The sequence below is a fragment of the Methylibium rhizosphaerae genome, assembly GCF_006386545.1.
Taxonomy (GTDB): Bacteria; Pseudomonadota; Gammaproteobacteria; order Burkholderiales; family Burkholderiaceae_C; genus Pseudorivibacter; species Pseudorivibacter rhizosphaerae.
Genome location: NZ_SWAR01000045.1, coordinates 12,317 through 29,045, shown reverse-complemented (window position 1 = coordinate 29,045; position 16,729 = coordinate 12,317). Strand labels below are relative to the sequence as shown.

Below are 16,729 nucleotides of genomic sequence, written 5' to 3'. Positions count from 1 at the left end.
TCAGAACGACCGCGGCATGCCGAGCACGTGCTCGGCCACGTACGACAGGATCAGGTTGGTGGAGATCGGCGCCACCTGGTACAGCCGCGTCTCGCGGAACTTTCGCTCGACGTCGTATTCGCAGGCGAAGCCGAAGCCGCCGTGGAACTGCAGGCAGGCGTTGGCCGCCTCCCACGACGCCTTGGCTGCCAGGTACTTCGCCATGTTGGCCTCTGCGCCGCAGGGCTGGCGGGCGTCGAACAGCTCGCACGCCTTCCAGCGCATCAGGTCGGCCGCCTCCACCTCGATGTGCGCCTCGGCGATCGGGAACTGCACGCCCTGGTTCTGCGCGATCGGGCGGCCGAAGACGATGCGGTCCTTCGTATAGGCGGTGACACGGTCGATGAACCAGCGCCCGTCGCCGATGCATTCGGCGGCGATCAGCGTGCGCTCGGCGTTCAGGCCGTCGAGGATGTACTTGAAGCCCTGCCCTTCCTCGCCGATCAGGTTCTCGGCCGGGATCTCCAGGTTCTCGAAGAAGAGCTCGTTGGTCTCGTGGTTCACCATGTTCGGGATCGGCCGGACGGCGAGCCCCTTCCCGACGGCTTCGCGCAGGTCGACGATGAAGATCGACAAACCCTCGCTCTTCTTCTTCACCTCGGCCAGCGGCGTCGTGCGCGCCAGCAGGATCATGAGGTCGGAGTGCTGCACGCGCGAGATCCACACCTTCTGGCCGTTGACGATGTAGCGGTCGCCCCGTTTCACCGCGGTGGTCCTGATCTTCGTGGTGTCGGTGCCGGTGGTGGGCTCGGTCACGCCCATCGACTGCAGGCGAAGCTCGCCCGAGGCGATCTTCGGCAGGTGCTGGCGCTTCTGCGCCGCCGAGCCGTGACGCAGCAGCGTGCCCATGTTGTACATCTGGCCGTGGCAGGCGCCGGCGTTGCCGCCCGCGCGGTTGATCTCTTCCATGATCACCGAGGCCTCGGCCAGCCCGAGGCCCGAGCCGCCGTACTCCTGCGGGATCAGCGCCGCCAGCCAGCCGGCCCGGGTGAGCGCGTCGACGAAGGCCTCCGGGTAGGCGCGTTGGGCGTCGATCTGGCGGAAGTACTCGTCGGAGAACTGGCGCGTGAGGTCGCGCACCGCGTCGCGGATGTCCTGGTAGGCGGTCATCGGGTCTCCAGCGTGGCCTGCATCGCCAGGCGTCCTTCATGGTCGCGCGCCCACAGCGCAAGGCGGCCCGGCGCCTCCTCGCGCCCGCAGACGGCGAAGGGGTGGATGTCGAAGACCGGGTGCACGGCCTTGAACGAGAAGCGCCGCGGCAACAGCGCCGGCCGCTCGCGGCGCGCCAGATCCATCAGCAGCGTGGCGATCAGCGGTCCGTGCACGACCAGGCCGGGGTAGCCCTCGACCTCGGTCGCGTAGCTGCGGTCGTAGTGGATGCGGTGACCGTTGAAGGTGAGCGCCGAATATCGAAAGAGCAGCACCGGGTCTGGCACGATCTCGCGCGTGAAGGCCGCATTGGCAGGCGCAGCGGCGCCGGGTTGGGGCCCGGGCGCCGCACCACGGTAGACGATGTCGTGCTCCTCCGTGAGCGCCAGCCCGTGTGGGCCCGAGATCTCATGGCGCACGGTCACGAACACGAGGTCTCCGCTCCTGCCCTGCTTCTCGTCCACCGCCACGATGCGCGACGTGCGCGTGGCCGCATCGCCCACGTACAGCGGCGCGTGCCATTCGAGCCGGCCGCCGGCCCACATGCGCCGCGGCAGTGCCACCGGCGGCAGGAAGCCGCCGCGCCGAGGGTGGCCGTCGGGGCCGATCTCCGCGGCGCGCGCCTTGGGTGTGAAGAAGAGCCAGTGCCACAACGGCGGCAGCGCCGCACCGGGAGCGTCGACATCGAGCGTGGCCGCCAGCGCCTGCACCGGCGCGACGGCGATGTGGTCGTTCAGGGTCTCGGTTCGGCCGAGCCAGTCCTTCAGGTCCTGCATGACGCGAAGGTTGCGCGAGGCGGCGCCCGATGGCAATTCGGATCTCGACAACCAGGGCTTGCGCACAGCTTAAGGTGAGCGCTTTCGCCGATGCGGGGCACGGCTTACCGCGACGCCGCCTCGTACGCGGCCGCAAAGTCCCGCGGCCCGGTCAGCGACACGCCGCCATCCACCGGCAGCACGACGCCGGTGACGTACGCCGCCAGCGGCGAGCTCAGCATCAGGGCGATGCCGGCGATTTCACGCACCTCGCCGTAGCGGCCCAACGGCACGCGGCGGATCATGTCCTGGCGCGCCGCTTCGGTGGGCGCGAGCCGCTTCATGCCTTCGGTGCCTTCGATCGGCCCCGGCACGATCGAGTTGACGCGGATGCCATCAGGCCCCCACTCCTGCGCCAGCACGCGCGTCAGCATGTCCACGCCCGCCTTGGCGGCGCAGACATGAGCCTGGTAGCGCGTGGGCGTGAAGGCCTGTGAGGCGGAGATGCTGATCACGCTCGCACCCGGCTTGCGCAGGTACGGGTGCGCGTTGCGCAGCACGTTGAAGCTGCCCAGCAGGTCGATGTCGACCACGGCCTTGAAACCATTGGGCGACATGCCCAACACAGGCGCAAGGAAGTTGCCGGCTGCGCCCGAGACGAGCACGTCGATAGGGCCGAATACGGCGTGCGCCTGCTCCAGTGCGCGCGCCACCGCCGCGGGGTCGCGCACATCGGCACTGTAGCCAGCGACCTCGCCGCCGTGGCGGCGCAGCCGGTCCAGCGCGGCGTCGATCTTCGCCGGATCGCGCGCCAGGATCGCCACGCGTGCACCGTGCGCGGCAAAGGCGTCGGCGATGCCGAGGTTGATGCCGCTGCTGCCGCCGGCCACGAACACGGTCTTGCCGGTGAAATCGAACAGGTTCGCGTCCATGATCGATGTTGAGCTCTCAGGCGACCTGGCGCGCCCGTCCGCTCCAGAAGGGCTCGCGCAGCACCGTCTTGAGCACCTTGCCCGCGGGCGAAAGCGGCAGCGCCTCGCGGAACTCCACCGTCTTCGGGCACTTGTAGCCCGCCAGATGCGCGCGGCAGTGCTGGCGCAGCGCATCCTCGCTGGCTGCCGCGCCCGGGCGCAGCACCACCACGGCATGCACCGCCTCGCCCCAGGCCTCGCTCGGCACGCCGATCACCGCGCACGCGGCCACGCCCGGGTGGCGCGACAACACGGCTTCGACCTCGGCCGAGTACACGTTCTCGCCACCGCTGATGATCATGTCCTTCACGCGGTCCACCACGTGCACGCAGCCCGCGTCGTCGATGAAACCGCCGTCGCCGGTGAAGAGCCAGCCGTCGCGCAGCGCGCTGCGCGTCTCGGCCGGCTTGTTCCAGTAGCCCTGCATCACGTTGGCGCCGCGCAGCGTGATCTCGCCCACCACGTTCGGCGGCGCAGCGCGACCGTCGCCATCGACGATGCGCACTTCGTTGCCGTAACACGCACGCCCGGCGGCCAGTTCGCGCGGACCCAGCGCCACGCCTTCACGCCAGCGGAAAGGGCCGTTGGTGCAGGCGGTGGCGGCGGTCTCGGTCATGCCGTAGGCGCTCTGGAATCCGACGTGCGGCAGCAGCTTCATCGCGCGCTCGAGCAGGCCCGGCGAGATCGGCGAGGCGCCGTGGATGATGCGGTCGAGCCGGCCGAGATCGGTGTGCGCAAACGCCGGGTGGTCGATGAGCATCTGCAGCATGCTGGGCACCAGCACGACGTCGGTCACCTGCTCGGCCTGCATCGTCGCCAGCACGGTCTCGGGCCGGAAGGCCGGCAGCAGCACGCTGGTCGACGCGGTGATCATCTGCGACACCACGCGACCCAGCCCGGCGACGTGGAACAGCGGCGCCACCACCAAAGAGATGGCGTCGGCAGCGTTCGGCACTTCGGCCATGCGCGCCACCGACGAGACCCAGAAGTTCATGTGCGACAGCATCACGCCCTTGGGCGAGCCGGTGGTGCCGCCGGTGTAGAGGATGGTTGCCAGCGCGTCGCCGTCGGCGCGCACGTCGTCCACCGGCGCGGCGCCGGCGATCAGCGTCTCCCACGCATGCAGGCCCGCCAGCGCCGGTTGATCGCCGGCATGCAGCACGGCGCCGAGTTCGGGCGCCAGCGCCTTCAGGTCGGCGGCCAGCGGCGCGAACGTGTCGTCGACCACGAGCGCGCGGGTGCCGCAGTCGTTCAGCGCATAGGCGATCTCGGGCACGCTCCAGCGCGTGTTCAGCGGGCACGCCACGGCGCCCAGCCACCAGGCGGCGAGCAGCGCCTCGACATAGCGGTCGCTGTTGTGGGCGAGGATGGCCACACGACAGCCGGGCACCAGCCCCAGTTGCGCGAAGGCGCCGGCCAGCCGTGCCACGCGACCGGCAAGGGCCTCGAAGCTGGTGCGGCGCGTGCCGAACACCGTGGCCACGACGTCGCGCCGCTGCTGCAGCGCGCGGTGCAGTCCTTGCGTCAGGTGCATGCGAGGGTCTCCAGGTTGAGCAGCCGCTCCCGCGCGGCGCGGTACTCGCGCGCCAGCCGCGCCACCAACTCGCCCGCGGGCAGCACCGCGTCGACCGCGCCGATGCCCTGGCCGCAACCCCAGATGTCCTTCCATGGCTTCTTGCGGTCGCTGCCGAAGTTCATCTGGCTGGCATCGCTGGCTGGCAGCGCATCGGGGTCCAGCCCGGCGGCGACGATGCTGCCGCGCAGGTAGTTGCCGTGCACGCCGGTGAAGAGGTTCGAGTAGACGATGTCGCGGCTGGAGCTGTCGACGATCATGCGCTTGTAGGCCTCGTCGGCGCGCGCCTCGTCGGTGGCGATGAAGGCGGAGCCGATGTAGCCGAAGTCCGCTCCCGCCGCCAGCGCGGCGAGCACCGCTTCGCCGCTGGCGATCGCGCCGCTCAGCGCGAGCGGGCCGCGGAACCAGCGCCGGATCTCCTGCACCAGCGCGAACGGGCTCGTCGTGCCGGCGTGGCCGCCGGCGCCCGCGGCCACCGCCACCAGGCCGTCGGCGCCCTTCTCGACCGCCTTGCGCGCGAAGCGGTCGTCGATCACGTCGTGCAGCACCACGCCGCCCCAGGCGTGCACGGCGGCGTTGATCTCCGACCGCGCGCCGAGCGAGGTGATGACGATCGGCACCTTGTACTTCTCGCACAGCGCCATGTCGCGGTCGAGGCGATCGTTGCTGCGGTGGACGATCTGGTTGATGGCGAAGGGCGCGGCCGGGGCCTCGGGATGGCGGCGGTCGTGCGCGGCCAGCGCCTCGGTGATCTCGGCCAGCCAGTCGTCGAGCAGCTCGGCCGGACGTGCGTTGAGCGCCGGCATGGAACCGACGATGCCGGCCGTGCACTGCGCGATCACGAGGCGCGGCGTGCTGATGATGAACAGGGGCGCGGCGATGACCGGCAGCCGCAGGCGGGTGAACGATGGATGCATGGCGCTCGGTGGTGGCGTTAGTCGATGGCAACGAAGGAGCCGAGCTTGTTCCAGCGTGTGCCGTCGAACTGCACCCGCTGCAACGACTTGATGAGCCGGTAGTCGCCCGGGGCGCTGCTCACAATGACGCCCGGCAGGAACATCGGCAGCTGCGTCGCCTTGATCGACGTCGCCTGCTTCAGCACGTTGGCGCGCGTGAGGTCGTCGCCGCAGGCGCGCAGGATTTCGACCAGCAGCTTCGCGCTCATCGTCGCGTACACGTGCGAGCCGAGCGTGAGGTCGGCGTCGGGGCGGTAACGCTTCATGAAGGCCAGCCACTCCAGATAGGCCGGGTCGTTCTGCCACTGCGGGTCGGTCGGGTCCTTCAGGTAGGCGGTGGAGATCACGCCGGTGGCCTTCTCCAGCCCCGCCGGCTTGAACACGGCGCCGATCAGCGCGGCGCCCTGCGCCATGTAGTGCACCGGCTTCCAGCCGCTGTCGTGCACCTTGCGCAGGGTCTGGATCGCGGCCTTGGCGGTGCTGAAGCTCATCAGCACGTCGGCGCCCGAGGCGCGCAGCTGAACGATCTGCGAATCGACGGTGGGGTCGGTCAGCTCGTACGAGGCTTCGGCGACGACCATCTGCTTCGCCTTCGCGCCCAGGCCTTCCTTGAAGCCGTTGAGGTAGTCGCGGCCGTAGTCGTCGTTCTGGTAGAGGATGGCGACCTTCGCGTTCGGCCGCGTCTCGAGCAGGTGGCGCGCGTAGATCTTCGCTTCCGACGGGGCGTGCGGGTAGAAGCTCACCGTCCAGGGGTGGTTCTTCGGGTCGTTCCACTTCGACGCGCCGGTCAGCAGCAGCAGGTGCGGGATCTTCTTCGCGTTGACGTAGCGGTGGATGGCGGTGTTGGGCGCGGTGCCGAACAGGCCGTAGAGGAACAGCACCTCGTCGCGCTCGACGAGCTGGCGCACGCCCTCGACCGTCTTGGGCGGCGAGTAGCCATCATCCAGGCTGATGAACCTGATCTTGCGGCCGTTGATGCCGCCCTGCTCGTTGATCATCTGGAAGTACGCGGCCTCGGTCTTGCCCACCTGCCCGTAGATCGAGCCGGGGCCGCTGTACGGCATGGTCTGGCCGATGCGGATCTCGGTGTCCGAGGCGCCGGGGTCGTACTTCTTCTGCGCTGCGGCCGGGCCCGCGCCAACGGACAAAGCGACGGCCAGCGCGGCCGCAAGACCGAGAACGAGACGTCTCATGAGCTGCTCCTTGAAAAGGCACGCCGCTGCAGGCGTGCGACGGCGCCGGCGACGCCGGTGGGCCAGGCCAGCATGAGCACGAGCAGGATGGCGCCGTACACCGCCCAGGGAGCGGCCTTGGACACCTGCGCGGCCACTTGCGGCACGAACTGGATGAACACGGCGCCGTACAGGGCGCCCGACAGCGACGACAGCCCGCCAACCACGGCACCGACCAGCAGCGTGATCGACAGGAAGACGGTGAAGCCGTCGGGCGCGACGAACTGCACCACGATCGCCGACAGGGCCCCGGCCACCGAGGTGTACGCCGCGGAAATGCCGAAGGTCACGGTCTTGACGCGTGCGTTGTCGACACCCATCGCCTGCGCGGCGATCGGGTGGTCGCGCACCGCCACCAGGGACAGGCCGACGGCGCCGCGCAGCAGGTTGCGGGCAAGGGCGAACAGCGTCAAGGCGACCACGAGGCTGAAGAAATACAGCCACTGGTCGTCGTTCAGCGGCAGGCCGAAAGGGGCCGAAGGCTTCATCAGCACCAGCCCCTGGGAGCCGCCGGTCCACGCCTCCAGGCCTTTGTACTTCAACAGCTGCGGGGTCGCGACGCCGAGCGCGAACGTGGCCAGCGCGAGGTACACGCCGTCGAGCTTGAGCGCCGGCAGCCCGAACAGCACGCCGATCACGCCGCCGGCCAGCGCCGCCGCCGGCAAGGTGGCCCAGTAAGGCCAGCCCGCGTGCTCCATCAGCATGGCCGCGGCGTAGGCGCCGAGTGCGTAGAACGCGCCGTGGCCGAGCGAGATCTGGCCGTTGAAGCCGGTGAGCAGGTTCAGGCCGAGCAGCGCCAGCGCGCTGGCGATGATCAGCGTGGCCTGGAACACCAGGTAGTTCGGCAGCACGAAAGGCAGCGCGCACGCCGCGGCCAGCGCGGCGATCGGAAGAGCGACCTGCTTCATCTTCACACCCTCACCACCACGGCTTTGCCGAACAGCCCGGCCGGCCGTGCGACGAGCACGACGACGATGAGCACCAGCGCCATCGTGAGCTTGAGCTCCGAGCCGACGACGTAGGTGCCGAGCAGGTTCTCGAGCACGCCGACGATGAAGCCGCCGGCCACCGCCCCGGGCGCGCTGCCGACGCCGCCGAGCACCGCGGCCGCGAACGCGTACACCAGCACGCCGGACATCATGTGCACGTCGAGGAAGACGACCGGCGCGACCATCATGCCGGCGACCGCCCCGACGGCACCGGCCAGGCCCCAGCCGAGCGCGAGCATCCGGTTCACGCGCACGCCCACGAGTCGGCTGGACGTCGGGTTCTCGGCCGTCGCGCGCATCTGCAGGCCCAGCGGCGACCAGCGGAAGAACGCGTAGATCAGCGCCAGCATCAGGAGCGTGACGCCGATCACGCCGAGCTGGTGCGCCGACAGCAAGCCGCCGGCGACGCCGGCATCGCCGAAGGGCGTGGGGAACGGCCGGATCGCATAACCGAAGAGCCAGCCCGCCAGGCTGTGCAGGGTCACCAGCAGCGCCACGAAGACGACGACGATGGAGAGCACCGGTGCGTTGCGCAGGCGCCGGATCAGCGTCGCCTCGATCAGCGCCCCCATCACGAAGGCGAATGCCACGGTGGCGAAGAAGGCGGCCCAGTACGGCCAGCCGGCCTCGACGAGCAGCGCGGCGACGAAGGTGGAGAACATCGCCATCTCGCCCTGCGCGAAGTTCACGTGGTGCGTGCTGCGGTAGATCATCACCAGCGACAGGGCCAGGCTCGCGTAGATGCCTCCCGTGGCCAGCCCCGCCAGCACTTGCGACAACAGCCCGTTCATGCCGCAGCCCCGAGGTAGGCATCTTGCACCGCCTCGTCGCGCCGCACCACCGCGGCCGGGCCGGCGAGGACGATGCGGCCGGTCTCCAGCAGGTAGGCGGTGTCGGCCAGCTCGAGCGCGAGTTCGGCGTTCTGCTCGACGAGCAGGATCGCCACGTTCTGCGCTTCGCGCACGCGCCGCATGATGCGGAACATGTCCTGCACGACGAGCGGCGCGAGGCCGAACGACGGCTCGTCCATCAGCAGCAGCCGCGGGCGCAGCATCAGCGCGCGTGCGATCGCGAGCATCTGCTGCTCGCCGCCGGACAGCGTGCCTGCCTGCTGGGCGCGCCGCTCCTTCAGCCGCGGGAAGTACTCGTACCAGCGCTCGATGTCCTCGCGCACTCCCGCGCGGTCGCGCCGCGTGGCGGCTCCCATGCGCAGGTTCTCCTCGACCGTCAGGCCGGTGAACGTGCCGCGTCCGTCGGGAACGTGGGCGACGCCCAGGCGAACGATCTCCTCGGTGGCGAGCGCGTCGATGCGCCGGCCGGCGAGCGTGACGGCGCCCTCGCGCCGGATCAGGCCGCACAGCGCGCGCAGCGTGGTCGTCTTGCCGGCGCCGTTGGCGCCGAGCAGCGCGGTGATCGAGCCTTCGGCCACCTGGAGGTCGATGCCGTGCAGCACGCGCGTCGCGCCGTAGCCGGCTTGCAGGCCGCGCACGTCGAGCAGCGCAGCGCTCATTGCACTACCCTCACCCCAACCCTCTCCCGCAAGCGGGAGAGGGAGCAAGCCGATGCGATCGTCACCCTCTCCCGCTTGCGGGAGAGGGCCAGGGGTGAGGGGAAGGTGCTCATGCTGCCGCCCCCAGGTATGCCTTCACGAGCTCGGGCTCGCGCCGTACTTCGGCGGGCGTACCTTCGGCGATTTTGCGGCCGAAGTTCAGCGCGACGATCTTCTCCGACAGGGCCATTACCAGGCCCATGTGGTGCTCGACCAGCAGCACGGTGAGCGAGAAGCGTGCTCGCAGCTCGCGAATCAGCGCGGCCAGGCGCCCGATCTCCTCGTGGTTGAGACCGCACGCCGGCTCGTCGAGCAACAGCAGCCGCGGCTCGGCGGCGAGCGCGCGCGCCAGCTCCACGCGCTTCTGGGTGCCGAAGGGCAGCTCGGCCACCGGCACCTGCGCGACATCCGCGATGGCCAGCAGCTCGAGCAGCTCGTCGGCGCGCCGGGCGTGGTCGGCCTCTTCGCGCAGCGCCGTGCGCAGGCGCAGCGCGTGGGCGACGAAGCCCGCGCGGCGCCGGCTGTGCGTGCCCACCAGAACGTTCTGCCGCACCGTGAGGGATCGGAAGAGCGCCAGGTTCTGGAACGTGCGGCCGATGCCGAGCGCTGCCATGCGGTGGCGCGGCAGCGTGTGCAGCGGCTGGCTGGCGAAGCGGATCTCGCCGGCGCTGCAGGCCACCAGGCGCGACAGGCAGTTGAACAGCGAGGTCTTGCCGGCACCATTGGGCCCGATCAGGCCGCAGATCTGCCCGGGCGCGACGTCGAACGACACGTCGTCGAGCGCGACCACGCCGCCGAAACGCAGCGTGAGGCCGCGCACTTCGAGCAGCGCCGCCGGCGCCACAAGCCCGCTCGGTCCACCGAACGTCATCGAGTCTCCTTCTGTGGTGGCCGGTTCTGTTCGCCGGCTTGTATGCGGTCCAGTCTAGGCAGCACCTGCCTGGCTGCGAATGGCGAGAACGGTGAAGTTCGATTGGCGAAAACGCACCTTCCTGCCGAGCCCGTCAACGCGGATCGCGGTAACGGAACGTCCCCATCGCACGGGCGACCAGGTGGCCGTTCTCGTCGTGCACGCTGGCCTCGCAGAAGCAGAGGGAACGCCCGCCGCCGGTGGCCTGCGCGGTGGCCACGAGGCGGCCTTCGCCCAGCCGCATGAACGACACGTGCATGTCGACCGTCAGCACGTGGCGCTCGAAGCCCACGCGCGACACCGCGGCACTGGCCATCGCGCTGTCGAGCAGGGTCATCACGACGCCGCCGTGCGCGCCGCCGTGGTGGTTCAGCAGCTCGGGCGACAGCACCACCGAGACGACCGCCTCTCCATCCTCGGCGCGTTCGCGCACGAGGCCCAGGTGGGCATTGAAGGGCACGTGCCACTGGAAGCCGCCGTTCACCGGGGCGTCCATCAACTGGCCTCCTTCACCATGCCGCGGGCGATCACCACCTGTTGGATCTGGCTCGTGCCTTCGTAGATGCGGAACAGCCGCACGTCGCGGTAGAAGCGCTCGATGCCGTGGTCGGCCACGTAGCCGGCGCCGCCGTGGACCTGGACCGCTCGGTCGGCGACGCGGCCGACCATCTCGGAGGCGTAGTACTTGCAGCAGGCGGCTTCGATGCTGACGTCGTCGCCGGCGTCGCGCCGGCGCGCGGCGTCGAGCACCATCGAACGCGCCGCGTAGAGCTCGGTGCGGCTGTCGGCAAGCATCGCCTGCACGAGCTGGAACTCGGCGATGGCCTGGCCGAACTGCCGGCGCTCCATCGCGTAGCGCAGCGTGTCGCGCAGCAGCCGCTCGGCCACGCCGACGCACACCGCCGCGATGTGGATGCGGCCCTTGTCCAGCACCTTCATCGCGGTCTTGAAGCCGCGCCCCTCGATGCCGCCGATGAGGTTCTCGGCCGGCACCCGCACGTCGTCGAACGTCACGTCGCAGGTGTGCGCGCCCTTCTGCCCCATCTTGCGGTCGCGCTTGCCGAGCGTGATGCCGGGCGAGTGCGCATCGACGATGAAGGCGCTGATGCCGCCGGCGCGCTTGTCTTCCGGGTCGGTGCGCGCCATCAGCGTGAACACGCCGGCCTGCGGCGCATTGGTGATGAAACGCTTGCTGCCGTTGACGACGTAGTGGTCGCCTTCGCGGCGCGCGCTGGTGCGCAGCGAGGCCGCGTCCGACCCGGACTCGGGCTCGGTAAGGGCGAAGCTGGCGATCAGCTCGCCGCTGGCCAGCCGCGGCAGCCAGCGCTCCTTCTGCGCCGGCGTGCCGTCCATCACGATGCCCTGCGAGCCGATGCCCACCGTGGTGCCGATCAGCGAGCGGAACGCGGGCGAGGTCTGGCACAGCTCGAACATCACCAGGGCCTCTTCCTCCATCGTGAGGCCGAGGCCGCCAAAGCCTTCCGGGATGGTGAGGCCGAACAGCCCCATCTCGCGCAGGCCCTGCACGATGGCGGCGGGGATCTCGTCGCTCTCGGCGACCACGTCTTCAGCCGGCACGAGCTTCTCGCGCACGAACCGGCGCACGCTGTCGAGCAGCCCGGTCATCACCTCGGGGTCGCGGATCATCGGATCGTCTCCTCAGGCTGGCCCACGGGGAACCGTTCGAGCAGCTGGCGCTTCAGGACCTTGCCGCTCGCCGTCATCGGCAACTGCTCCACCGGCAGCACGAGGGCCGGCCGCTTGTAGGGGGCGAGGTGTTCGCGCAGGTGCGCCTGCAGCCCGGCCTCGTCGAGCGTCATGCCGGACCGCAGCTCGACGTAGGCGATCACCTGCTCGTTGCCGTCGGCTTCGCGCCGGCCGCCGACGGCCGAGCGCTGGATCTGCGGCCACGCGTTGAGCGCGGCCTCGACCTCGGCCGGGTACACGTTGAAGCCCGAGCGCACGATCATCTCCTTCAGCCGGCCGACGACGAAGAGCGCGCCGTCGGCACCGAGCTCGCCCAGGTCGCCGCTGGCGTACCAGCCTCCGGGCTTCATCACCGCCCGCGTGGCCTCGGGGTCACGGAAGTACCCTGGCGTCAGGCCGGTGCCGCGCAGCCAGATCTCGCCGCGCTGGCCGGCCGGCAGGTCGTTGCCTTCGGCATCGACGATGCGCAGCTCGGCGCCTTCGACGACGTGGCCGGCCGCGGTGTCGTCGCGCCGCTCGCCCAGCCGCGTCAGCGCCACCGAGCCGGCGTATTCCGACAGGCCGTAGCCGTGGTGCAGCGGCTGGCCGAAACGCGCTTCGACGCCTTGCTTCAGCGTCAGGTCGAGCGGGCCGGCGCCGGTGTAGAGGTAGCGCAGCTGCGGGCAGGCTGGCCGGGCGATGCCCTTGGCGTCCAGGTGAGCGAGCAGGCGCGAGAACAAGGTCGGCGGCCCCTGCAGCGTGGTGAGCCGGTGGTGGGCGAGCGCGTCCAGCAGGTCGTCGGGCGAGAACGCGTGGCGCAGCAGCAGTTGGGCACCGGCGTGCAGCGATGCGGCCAGCACGGTGGCCAGGCCGAAGACGTGGGTCATCGGCAGGTAGGCGTAGGAGCGGTCGTCGGGCCCGAGGTCGCGTGAACGCGCCGAGACGCCCGCGAAGTGCAGCAGCCCGGCGTGCGTGACCATCACGCCCTTGGGCGTACCCGTGGTGCCGGAGGTGAAGATGATGGCGACGATGCCTTGCGCCTCGGGCCCGGTTTCGGCGATGGCTTCGGGGCGCACCGCGCTGCGCGAGAGCCCTTCCAATGCCGAAGGCCGCACGCCTTGGAAGCGCGCCGAATGGTGCGCCGCCGCATCGGACACGCCGTGCGTGAAGTAGACGACGCGGGCATCGGCCTGGCGGTCGAATGCGGCAACCTCGCCTTGGGCCATGCGCGCGTTGACGCCGCAAGACCAGGCGCCGACGCGGCTGCAGGCGAGGATGAGCGCCACGTGGCCGACGCAGTTCTCGGCCACGATGAGCACGCGGTCGCCGGGCCGCACGCCGTCGGCGCGCAGCTCGCGCTCGGCGGCGTCGACCCATGCGCCGAGGGCAGCGAAGCTCCACGTCCGCTGCGGCTCGTGGATGAAGGGACGCTGCGGGTCGCGCGCCAGCCAGGCGTCGAAGGCGTGGTGCAGGCGGATCATTCGACCGTGATGCCCTTCGTCACGCCGGCCCACATCGCAACGTCCTTGGCCGCCTGCGCGGCGAGCACGTCCGGGCCGCCGGTCCACTTGTCGTAACCCTGTTCGTTCCACAGCGCTCGCAGTTCGTCGCTGGCCAGCGTGCGGCGCACGGCGTCGTTGAGCTTCGCCACCTGCGCAGCCGGCAGGCCGGCCGGGCCGTAGATGCCGTACCAGCCGATCACCTCGTAGTCCGGCAGCCCCGCCTCCCGCATCGTCGGCACGTCGGGCAGCGATGGGTTGCGCTCGCGCGAGGTGACGGCCAGCGCGCGCACGCGGCCGCCGCTGACGAAGTTGCGCGCGGTGCTGGTGATGTCGAACATCATCGCCAGCTGGCCGCCGATGACGTCGGTCATCGCCGGCAGGTTGCCCTTGTAAGGCACGTGCACGAGCTGCGTCTTCGTCTGCGCGGCGAACAGCTCGCCGCTCAGGTGGTTCGACGCTCCGACGCCGGCCGAGCCGTAGAACACCTTGCCTGGGTGGGCGCTCGCGTAGGCGATGAGCTCCTTCACGCTTCGGAACGGCAGGTCCCTGTTGACGACGAGCACGTTCGAGTAGGTGAGCACCGGTGCCACCGGCGTCAGCTCCTTCGCCGGGTCGAAGCTCATCTTCTTCAGCACGTGCGGTGCGATGGTGATCGTCGGGCTGGCGGCAAAGAAGAGCGTCAGGCCGTCGGCCGGCGCCTTGGCGACCGCCGCGCCAGCCAGCGCACCGCTCGCGCCCGGCTTGTTCTCGACGATGACCTGCGCGCCGAGCTCGCGGGCGAGCACGGGTGCGAAGACGCGCGCGGCGGTGTCGACGGGGCCACCTGCGGTGTAGCCGACCAGCAGGTGCACGGTCGGCGCGGTCTGCGCGTGCGCGAAGGTGGCGAACAGCGCCGCGACGGCGGTGACGAGGCGACGGATGGTCTGGTTCATGGTTGTCTCCTGGACGCCGCTCAAGCCGCCAGCGCCTCCGCCGTGCCGAGCAGCGCCGTGGCCTGGCTCGACAGCGTGCCGCCGTTGCCGTGGGCGAGCGCCGTGCGCGCCCCGGCCACCTGGCGTGCGCCGCATTCGCCACGCAGCTGCCTGACCGCCTCGATGAGGGCAAAGATGCCGTACATGCCGGGATGCACGCACGAGAGTCCGCCCCCGTTGGTGTTGACCGGCAGCCGGCCGCCGGGCGCGATGGCGCCGCCTTCGACGAAGGCCCCGCCCTCGCCCTTGGCGCAGAAGCCGAGGTCTTCGAGGAAGAGGATGGTGTTGATGGTGAAGGCGTCGTACAGCTGCACCACGTCGATGTCGGCCGGCTTCAGCCCCGCCATCGCGAACGCGCGCTCGCCGGATTCCTTCGCCGCCGTGACCGTGAGCTCGGGCATCGACGAGACCTGGCGGTTCCACACCGCGGTGGCGTTGCCGAGCACGTAGACCGGCTGGCGCGGCAGGTCGCGCGCGCGTTCTGAGCGCACCAGCACGAAGGCACCCGCACCGTCGGTGACGAGGCAGCAGTCGCGCACGGTGAGCGGGTCCGAGACCATGCGCGCACCGAGCACGTCGTCGATGGACAGCGGATCGCGCGTGAACGCCTCGGGGTTCTTCTGCGCCCAGGCACGCGCGGCCACCGCCACCTCGGCGAGCTGGCGCCGCGTGGTGCCGAAGGCGTGCATGTGGCGCGACGCGGCGAGCGCGTACGCCGACGCCGGCAGGAACGGCTCGTACGGCATCTCGTACGGCTGAGGGTCGAGGAAGCGGCGTGCGGCGACGATCTCGCGCCGGCCGAAGGCGGCGCTGCGCTGCGCGCTGCCGTAGCACACGAGCACCGCGTTGCACTGGCCGGCCTGCAGCGCCAGCATCGCCGGCAGCAGGTGGGCGATGAAGCTCGAGCCGCCGAGCATCGTGCCTTCGATGAACGAGGGGCGCAGGCCGAGGTACTCGGCCACCGGCATCGGCCACATCGGCGCCGAAGCGCTGGCGGTGCACAGGCCGTCGATGTCGGCCAGCGTGAGGCCTGCATCGGCGACGGCGGCGCGCGCGGCGTTGGCGAGCAGCTCCATGTCGGTGTAGCCCGGCGACTCGCCGCAGCCGAAGGTGGCGATGCCGGCGATGGCGGCGCTGCCGCGCAGGGCCTTCATGGCGGCATTCATCGCGCGCCTCCTTCGAGATCGAAGACGACGAGGCCGCGGCCCGCGGTAACGGCGACGCGGGCGCGCACGCGCTGGCCGATCTTCACGTCGGCAGGGGCAACGCCTTCGACGCGGCTCATCAGCCGCACGCCTTCGTCGAGGTCGATCAGGGAGACGTCGATGTCACCGCCGTCGGCCGGCTTGCGCCGCACCGTCGTCACCGCATGCACGGTACCCAGCCCCGAAGGCTCGACCCACGCCAATGCGCCGGCGCCGCAGTGCGGGCAGGCCTCGCGCGGGAAATACACGTGCCGGCCGCAGGCGCCGCAGCGCTGGATGGTGAAGCGGCCTTCGTCCAGCGCTTGCTGATGCGTGGCTTGCACTCCGGCCATCAGATCGGCTCCCAGGTGAAGACATCCGACGAGCGGTCCAGCGCATGGAACGACCCCTTCAGCGCCGGCAGCGCGTGTTGCGCCACCGTCTGGGGCGTCCAGCCTTCGCCGCGGTGCACCGAGCGCACCGGCCGTGGCTGGCTCATCAGGAAGATCTCGTTGTTGCGCACCGCGAACACCTGGCCCGTGACATCGGCGCAGGTATCACTGGCCAAGGCCACCGCCAGCGGCGCGATCTTGGCCGGCGTCATCTGCTTCATGCGCTCGACGCGTGCCTTTTCGGCGTCGGTCTCGGTCGGGATCGAGCCGATCATGCGGCTCCACGCGAACGGTGCGATGCAGTTCGAGCGCACGTTGAACTTCTGCATGTCCAGCGCGATGGACTTCGACAGCGCCATGATCCCCAGCTTGGCCGCCGCATAGTTGGCCTGGCCGAAGTTGCCGATGAGGCCCGAGGTCGACGTCATGTGCACGAACGAGCCCGAGCCCTGCTCCTTGAAGTGGTTGGCCGCCGCGCGGCTCACGAAGTAGCTGCCGTACAGGTGCACCTTGATGACGGCATCGAACTCCTCCACGCTCATCTTGTGGAAGAAGCGGTCGCGCAGGATGCCGGCGTTGTTGACGACGCAGTCGACGCGGCCGAACGCTTCGAGCGCCGTGCCGACGATGCGCGCAGCGGCATTGGCGTCGGACACGCTGTCGGTGCTGGCCACGGCCTGGCCGTCGGCCGCGCGGATCTCGTCCACCACCTGCTGTGCCGGGCCGGCGTCCTCGCCCTCGCCGCTGACCGAGGCGCCGATGTCGTTGACAACGACCTTCGCCCCTTCGCGCGCCATCGCCAGCGCGATGTCGCGCCCGATGCCGCCACCGGCGCCGGTGACGATGACGACCTTGTCGCGGACCATGCTGC

Annotated in this window: 17 protein-coding genes; all 17 read right to left on the bottom strand. The window is 70.4% G+C overall.

Annotated elements, in window-relative coordinates; translation table 11 throughout:
• The 17 genes from E8D38_RS23645 to E8D38_RS23565 all read right to left on the bottom strand — a co-directional run bounded on the left by E8D38_RS23645 (position 1) and on the right by E8D38_RS23565 (position 16,724).
• Complete coding sequence (locus E8D38_RS23645; RefSeq protein ID WP_140636287.1) at positions 1-1,149, bottom strand: acyl-CoA dehydrogenase family protein; 1,149 nt, start codon at positions 1,147-1,149, stop codon at positions 1-3.
• Positions 1,146-1,964: an HTD2 family dehydratase gene (locus E8D38_RS23640; RefSeq protein ID WP_140636285.1), complete on the bottom strand. Its 819-nt coding sequence runs from the start codon at positions 1,962-1,964 to the stop codon at positions 1,146-1,148. Before E8D38_RS23640 ends, E8D38_RS23645 begins: the two co-directional genes overlap by 4 nt.
• A 104-nt stretch (positions 1,965-2,068) precedes the next feature.
• Entirely contained in the window at positions 2,069-2,875 is an 807-nt protein-coding gene (locus tag E8D38_RS23635; protein ID WP_140636283.1) for an SDR family oxidoreductase, read from the bottom strand.
• A gap of 16 nt (positions 2,876-2,891) precedes the next feature.
• Positions 2,892-4,448, bottom strand: coding sequence for a long-chain-fatty-acid--CoA ligase (locus E8D38_RS23630; RefSeq protein WP_140636280.1), 1,557 nt, complete (start codon positions 4,446-4,448; stop codon positions 2,892-2,894).
• The gene (locus E8D38_RS23625; RefSeq protein WP_140636278.1) at positions 4,439-5,404 is read right to left on the bottom strand and encodes an NAD(P)H-dependent flavin oxidoreductase; all 966 of its coding nucleotides are present in this window, start codon (positions 5,402-5,404) and stop codon (positions 4,439-4,441) included. Before E8D38_RS23625 ends, E8D38_RS23630 begins: the two co-directional genes overlap by 10 nt.
• A gap of 17 nt (positions 5,405-5,421) precedes the next feature.
• Positions 5,422-6,636, bottom strand: a complete 1,215-nt coding sequence (locus E8D38_RS23620; RefSeq protein ID WP_140636276.1) for an ABC transporter substrate-binding protein — start codon at positions 6,634-6,636, stop codon at positions 5,422-5,424.
• Complete coding sequence (locus E8D38_RS23615; RefSeq protein WP_140636274.1) at positions 6,633-7,583, bottom strand: branched-chain amino acid ABC transporter permease; 951 nt, start codon at positions 7,581-7,583, stop codon at positions 6,633-6,635. The genes E8D38_RS23620 and E8D38_RS23615 overlap by 4 nt, the downstream gene beginning before the upstream one ends.
• Before the next feature lie 2 nt (positions 7,584-7,585).
• Positions 7,586-8,455: a branched-chain amino acid ABC transporter permease gene (locus E8D38_RS23610; protein WP_140636272.1), complete on the bottom strand. Its 870-nt coding sequence runs from the start codon at positions 8,453-8,455 to the stop codon at positions 7,586-7,588.
• Positions 8,452-9,174 (bottom strand): ABC transporter ATP-binding protein, encoded by a 723-nt coding sequence (locus tag E8D38_RS23605; protein ID WP_140636270.1) that lies wholly within the window; start codon positions 9,172-9,174, stop codon positions 8,452-8,454. The genes E8D38_RS23610 and E8D38_RS23605 overlap by 4 nt, the downstream gene beginning before the upstream one ends.
• Before the next feature lie 109 nt (positions 9,175-9,283).
• The gene (locus E8D38_RS23600) at positions 9,284-10,084 is read right to left on the bottom strand and encodes an ABC transporter ATP-binding protein (RefSeq protein WP_140636268.1); all 801 of its coding nucleotides are present in this window, start codon (positions 10,082-10,084) and stop codon (positions 9,284-9,286) included.
• Between the two features lie 133 nt (positions 10,085-10,217).
• On the bottom strand, positions 10,218-10,619 hold the full coding sequence (locus E8D38_RS23595; protein ID WP_140636266.1) for a PaaI family thioesterase: 402 nt from the start codon (positions 10,617-10,619) through the stop codon (positions 10,218-10,220).
• On the bottom strand, positions 10,619-11,770 hold the full coding sequence (locus tag E8D38_RS23590) for an acyl-CoA dehydrogenase family protein (protein WP_140636264.1): 1,152 nt from the start codon (positions 11,768-11,770) through the stop codon (positions 10,619-10,621). Before E8D38_RS23590 ends, E8D38_RS23595 begins: the two co-directional genes overlap by 1 nt.
• Positions 11,767-13,290 carry a class I adenylate-forming enzyme family protein gene (locus E8D38_RS23585; protein WP_140636262.1) on the bottom strand — a complete coding sequence of 508 codons (1,524 nt, stop codon included), beginning with the start codon at positions 13,288-13,290 and terminating at the stop codon, positions 11,767-11,769. Before E8D38_RS23585 ends, E8D38_RS23590 begins: the two co-directional genes overlap by 4 nt.
• The gene (locus tag E8D38_RS23580; RefSeq protein WP_140636260.1) at positions 13,287-14,243 is read right to left on the bottom strand and encodes a Bug family tripartite tricarboxylate transporter substrate binding protein; all 957 of its coding nucleotides are present in this window, start codon (positions 14,241-14,243) and stop codon (positions 13,287-13,289) included. The genes E8D38_RS23585 and E8D38_RS23580 overlap by 4 nt, the downstream gene beginning before the upstream one ends.
• A 20-nt stretch (positions 14,244-14,263) precedes the next feature.
• Positions 14,264-15,448: a thiolase gene (locus tag E8D38_RS23575; RefSeq protein WP_140636258.1), complete on the bottom strand. Its 1,185-nt coding sequence runs from the start codon at positions 15,446-15,448 to the stop codon at positions 14,264-14,266.
• On the bottom strand, positions 15,445-15,819 hold the full coding sequence (locus E8D38_RS23570; RefSeq protein WP_140636256.1) for a Zn-ribbon domain-containing OB-fold protein: 375 nt from the start codon (positions 15,817-15,819) through the stop codon (positions 15,445-15,447). The genes E8D38_RS23575 and E8D38_RS23570 overlap by 4 nt, the downstream gene beginning before the upstream one ends.
• Positions 15,819-16,724 (bottom strand): SDR family NAD(P)-dependent oxidoreductase, encoded by a 906-nt coding sequence (locus E8D38_RS23565; RefSeq protein ID WP_140636314.1) that lies wholly within the window; start codon positions 16,722-16,724, stop codon positions 15,819-15,821. Before E8D38_RS23565 ends, E8D38_RS23570 begins: the two co-directional genes overlap by 1 nt.
• Positions 16,725-16,729 lie beyond the last annotated feature (5 nt).

Excerpts from the sequence above, each read along its gene's own strand:
- E8D38_RS23645 (WP_140636287.1), bottom strand. The coding sequence starts at position 1,149 with ATGACCGCCTACCAGGACATCCGCGACGCGGTGCGCGACCTCACGCGC.
- E8D38_RS23640 (WP_140636285.1), bottom strand. The coding sequence starts at position 1,964 with ATGCAGGACCTGAAGGACTGGCTCGGCCGAACCGAGACCCTGAACGAC.
- E8D38_RS23635 (WP_140636283.1), bottom strand. The coding sequence starts at position 2,875 with ATGGACGCGAACCTGTTCGATTTCACCGGCAAGACCGTGTTCGTGGCC.
- E8D38_RS23630 (WP_140636280.1), bottom strand. The coding sequence starts at position 4,448 with ATGCACCTGACGCAAGGACTGCACCGCGCGCTGCAGCAGCGGCGCGAC.
- E8D38_RS23625 (WP_140636278.1), bottom strand. The coding sequence starts at position 5,404 with ATGCATCCATCGTTCACCCGCCTGCGGCTGCCGGTCATCGCCGCGCCC.
- E8D38_RS23620 (WP_140636276.1), bottom strand. The coding sequence starts at position 6,636 with ATGAGACGTCTCGTTCTCGGTCTTGCGGCCGCGCTGGCCGTCGCTTTG.
- E8D38_RS23615 (WP_140636274.1), bottom strand. The coding sequence starts at position 7,583 with ATGAAGCAGGTCGCTCTTCCGATCGCCGCGCTGGCCGCGGCGTGCGCG.
- E8D38_RS23610 (WP_140636272.1), bottom strand. The coding sequence starts at position 8,455 with ATGAACGGGCTGTTGTCGCAAGTGCTGGCGGGGCTGGCCACGGGAGGC.
- E8D38_RS23605 (WP_140636270.1), bottom strand. The coding sequence starts at position 9,174 with ATGAGCGCTGCGCTGCTCGACGTGCGCGGCCTGCAAGCCGGCTACGGC.
- E8D38_RS23600 (WP_140636268.1), bottom strand. The coding sequence starts at position 10,084 with ATGACGTTCGGTGGACCGAGCGGGCTTGTGGCGCCGGCGGCGCTGCTC.
- E8D38_RS23595 (WP_140636266.1), bottom strand. The coding sequence starts at position 10,619 with ATGGACGCCCCGGTGAACGGCGGCTTCCAGTGGCACGTGCCCTTCAAT.
- E8D38_RS23590 (WP_140636264.1), bottom strand. The coding sequence starts at position 11,770 with ATGATCCGCGACCCCGAGGTGATGACCGGGCTGCTCGACAGCGTGCGC.
- E8D38_RS23585 (WP_140636262.1), bottom strand. The coding sequence starts at position 13,290 with ATGATCCGCCTGCACCACGCCTTCGACGCCTGGCTGGCGCGCGACCCG.
- E8D38_RS23580 (WP_140636260.1), bottom strand. The coding sequence starts at position 14,243 with ATGAACCAGACCATCCGTCGCCTCGTCACCGCCGTCGCGGCGCTGTTC.
- E8D38_RS23575 (WP_140636258.1), bottom strand. The coding sequence starts at position 15,448 with ATGAATGCCGCCATGAAGGCCCTGCGCGGCAGCGCCGCCATCGCCGGC.
- E8D38_RS23570 (WP_140636256.1), bottom strand. The coding sequence starts at position 15,819 with ATGGCCGGAGTGCAAGCCACGCATCAGCAAGCGCTGGACGAAGGCCGC.
- E8D38_RS23565 (WP_140636314.1), bottom strand. The coding sequence starts at position 16,724 with ATGGTCCGCGACAAGGTCGTCATCGTCACCGGCGCCGGTGGCGGCATC.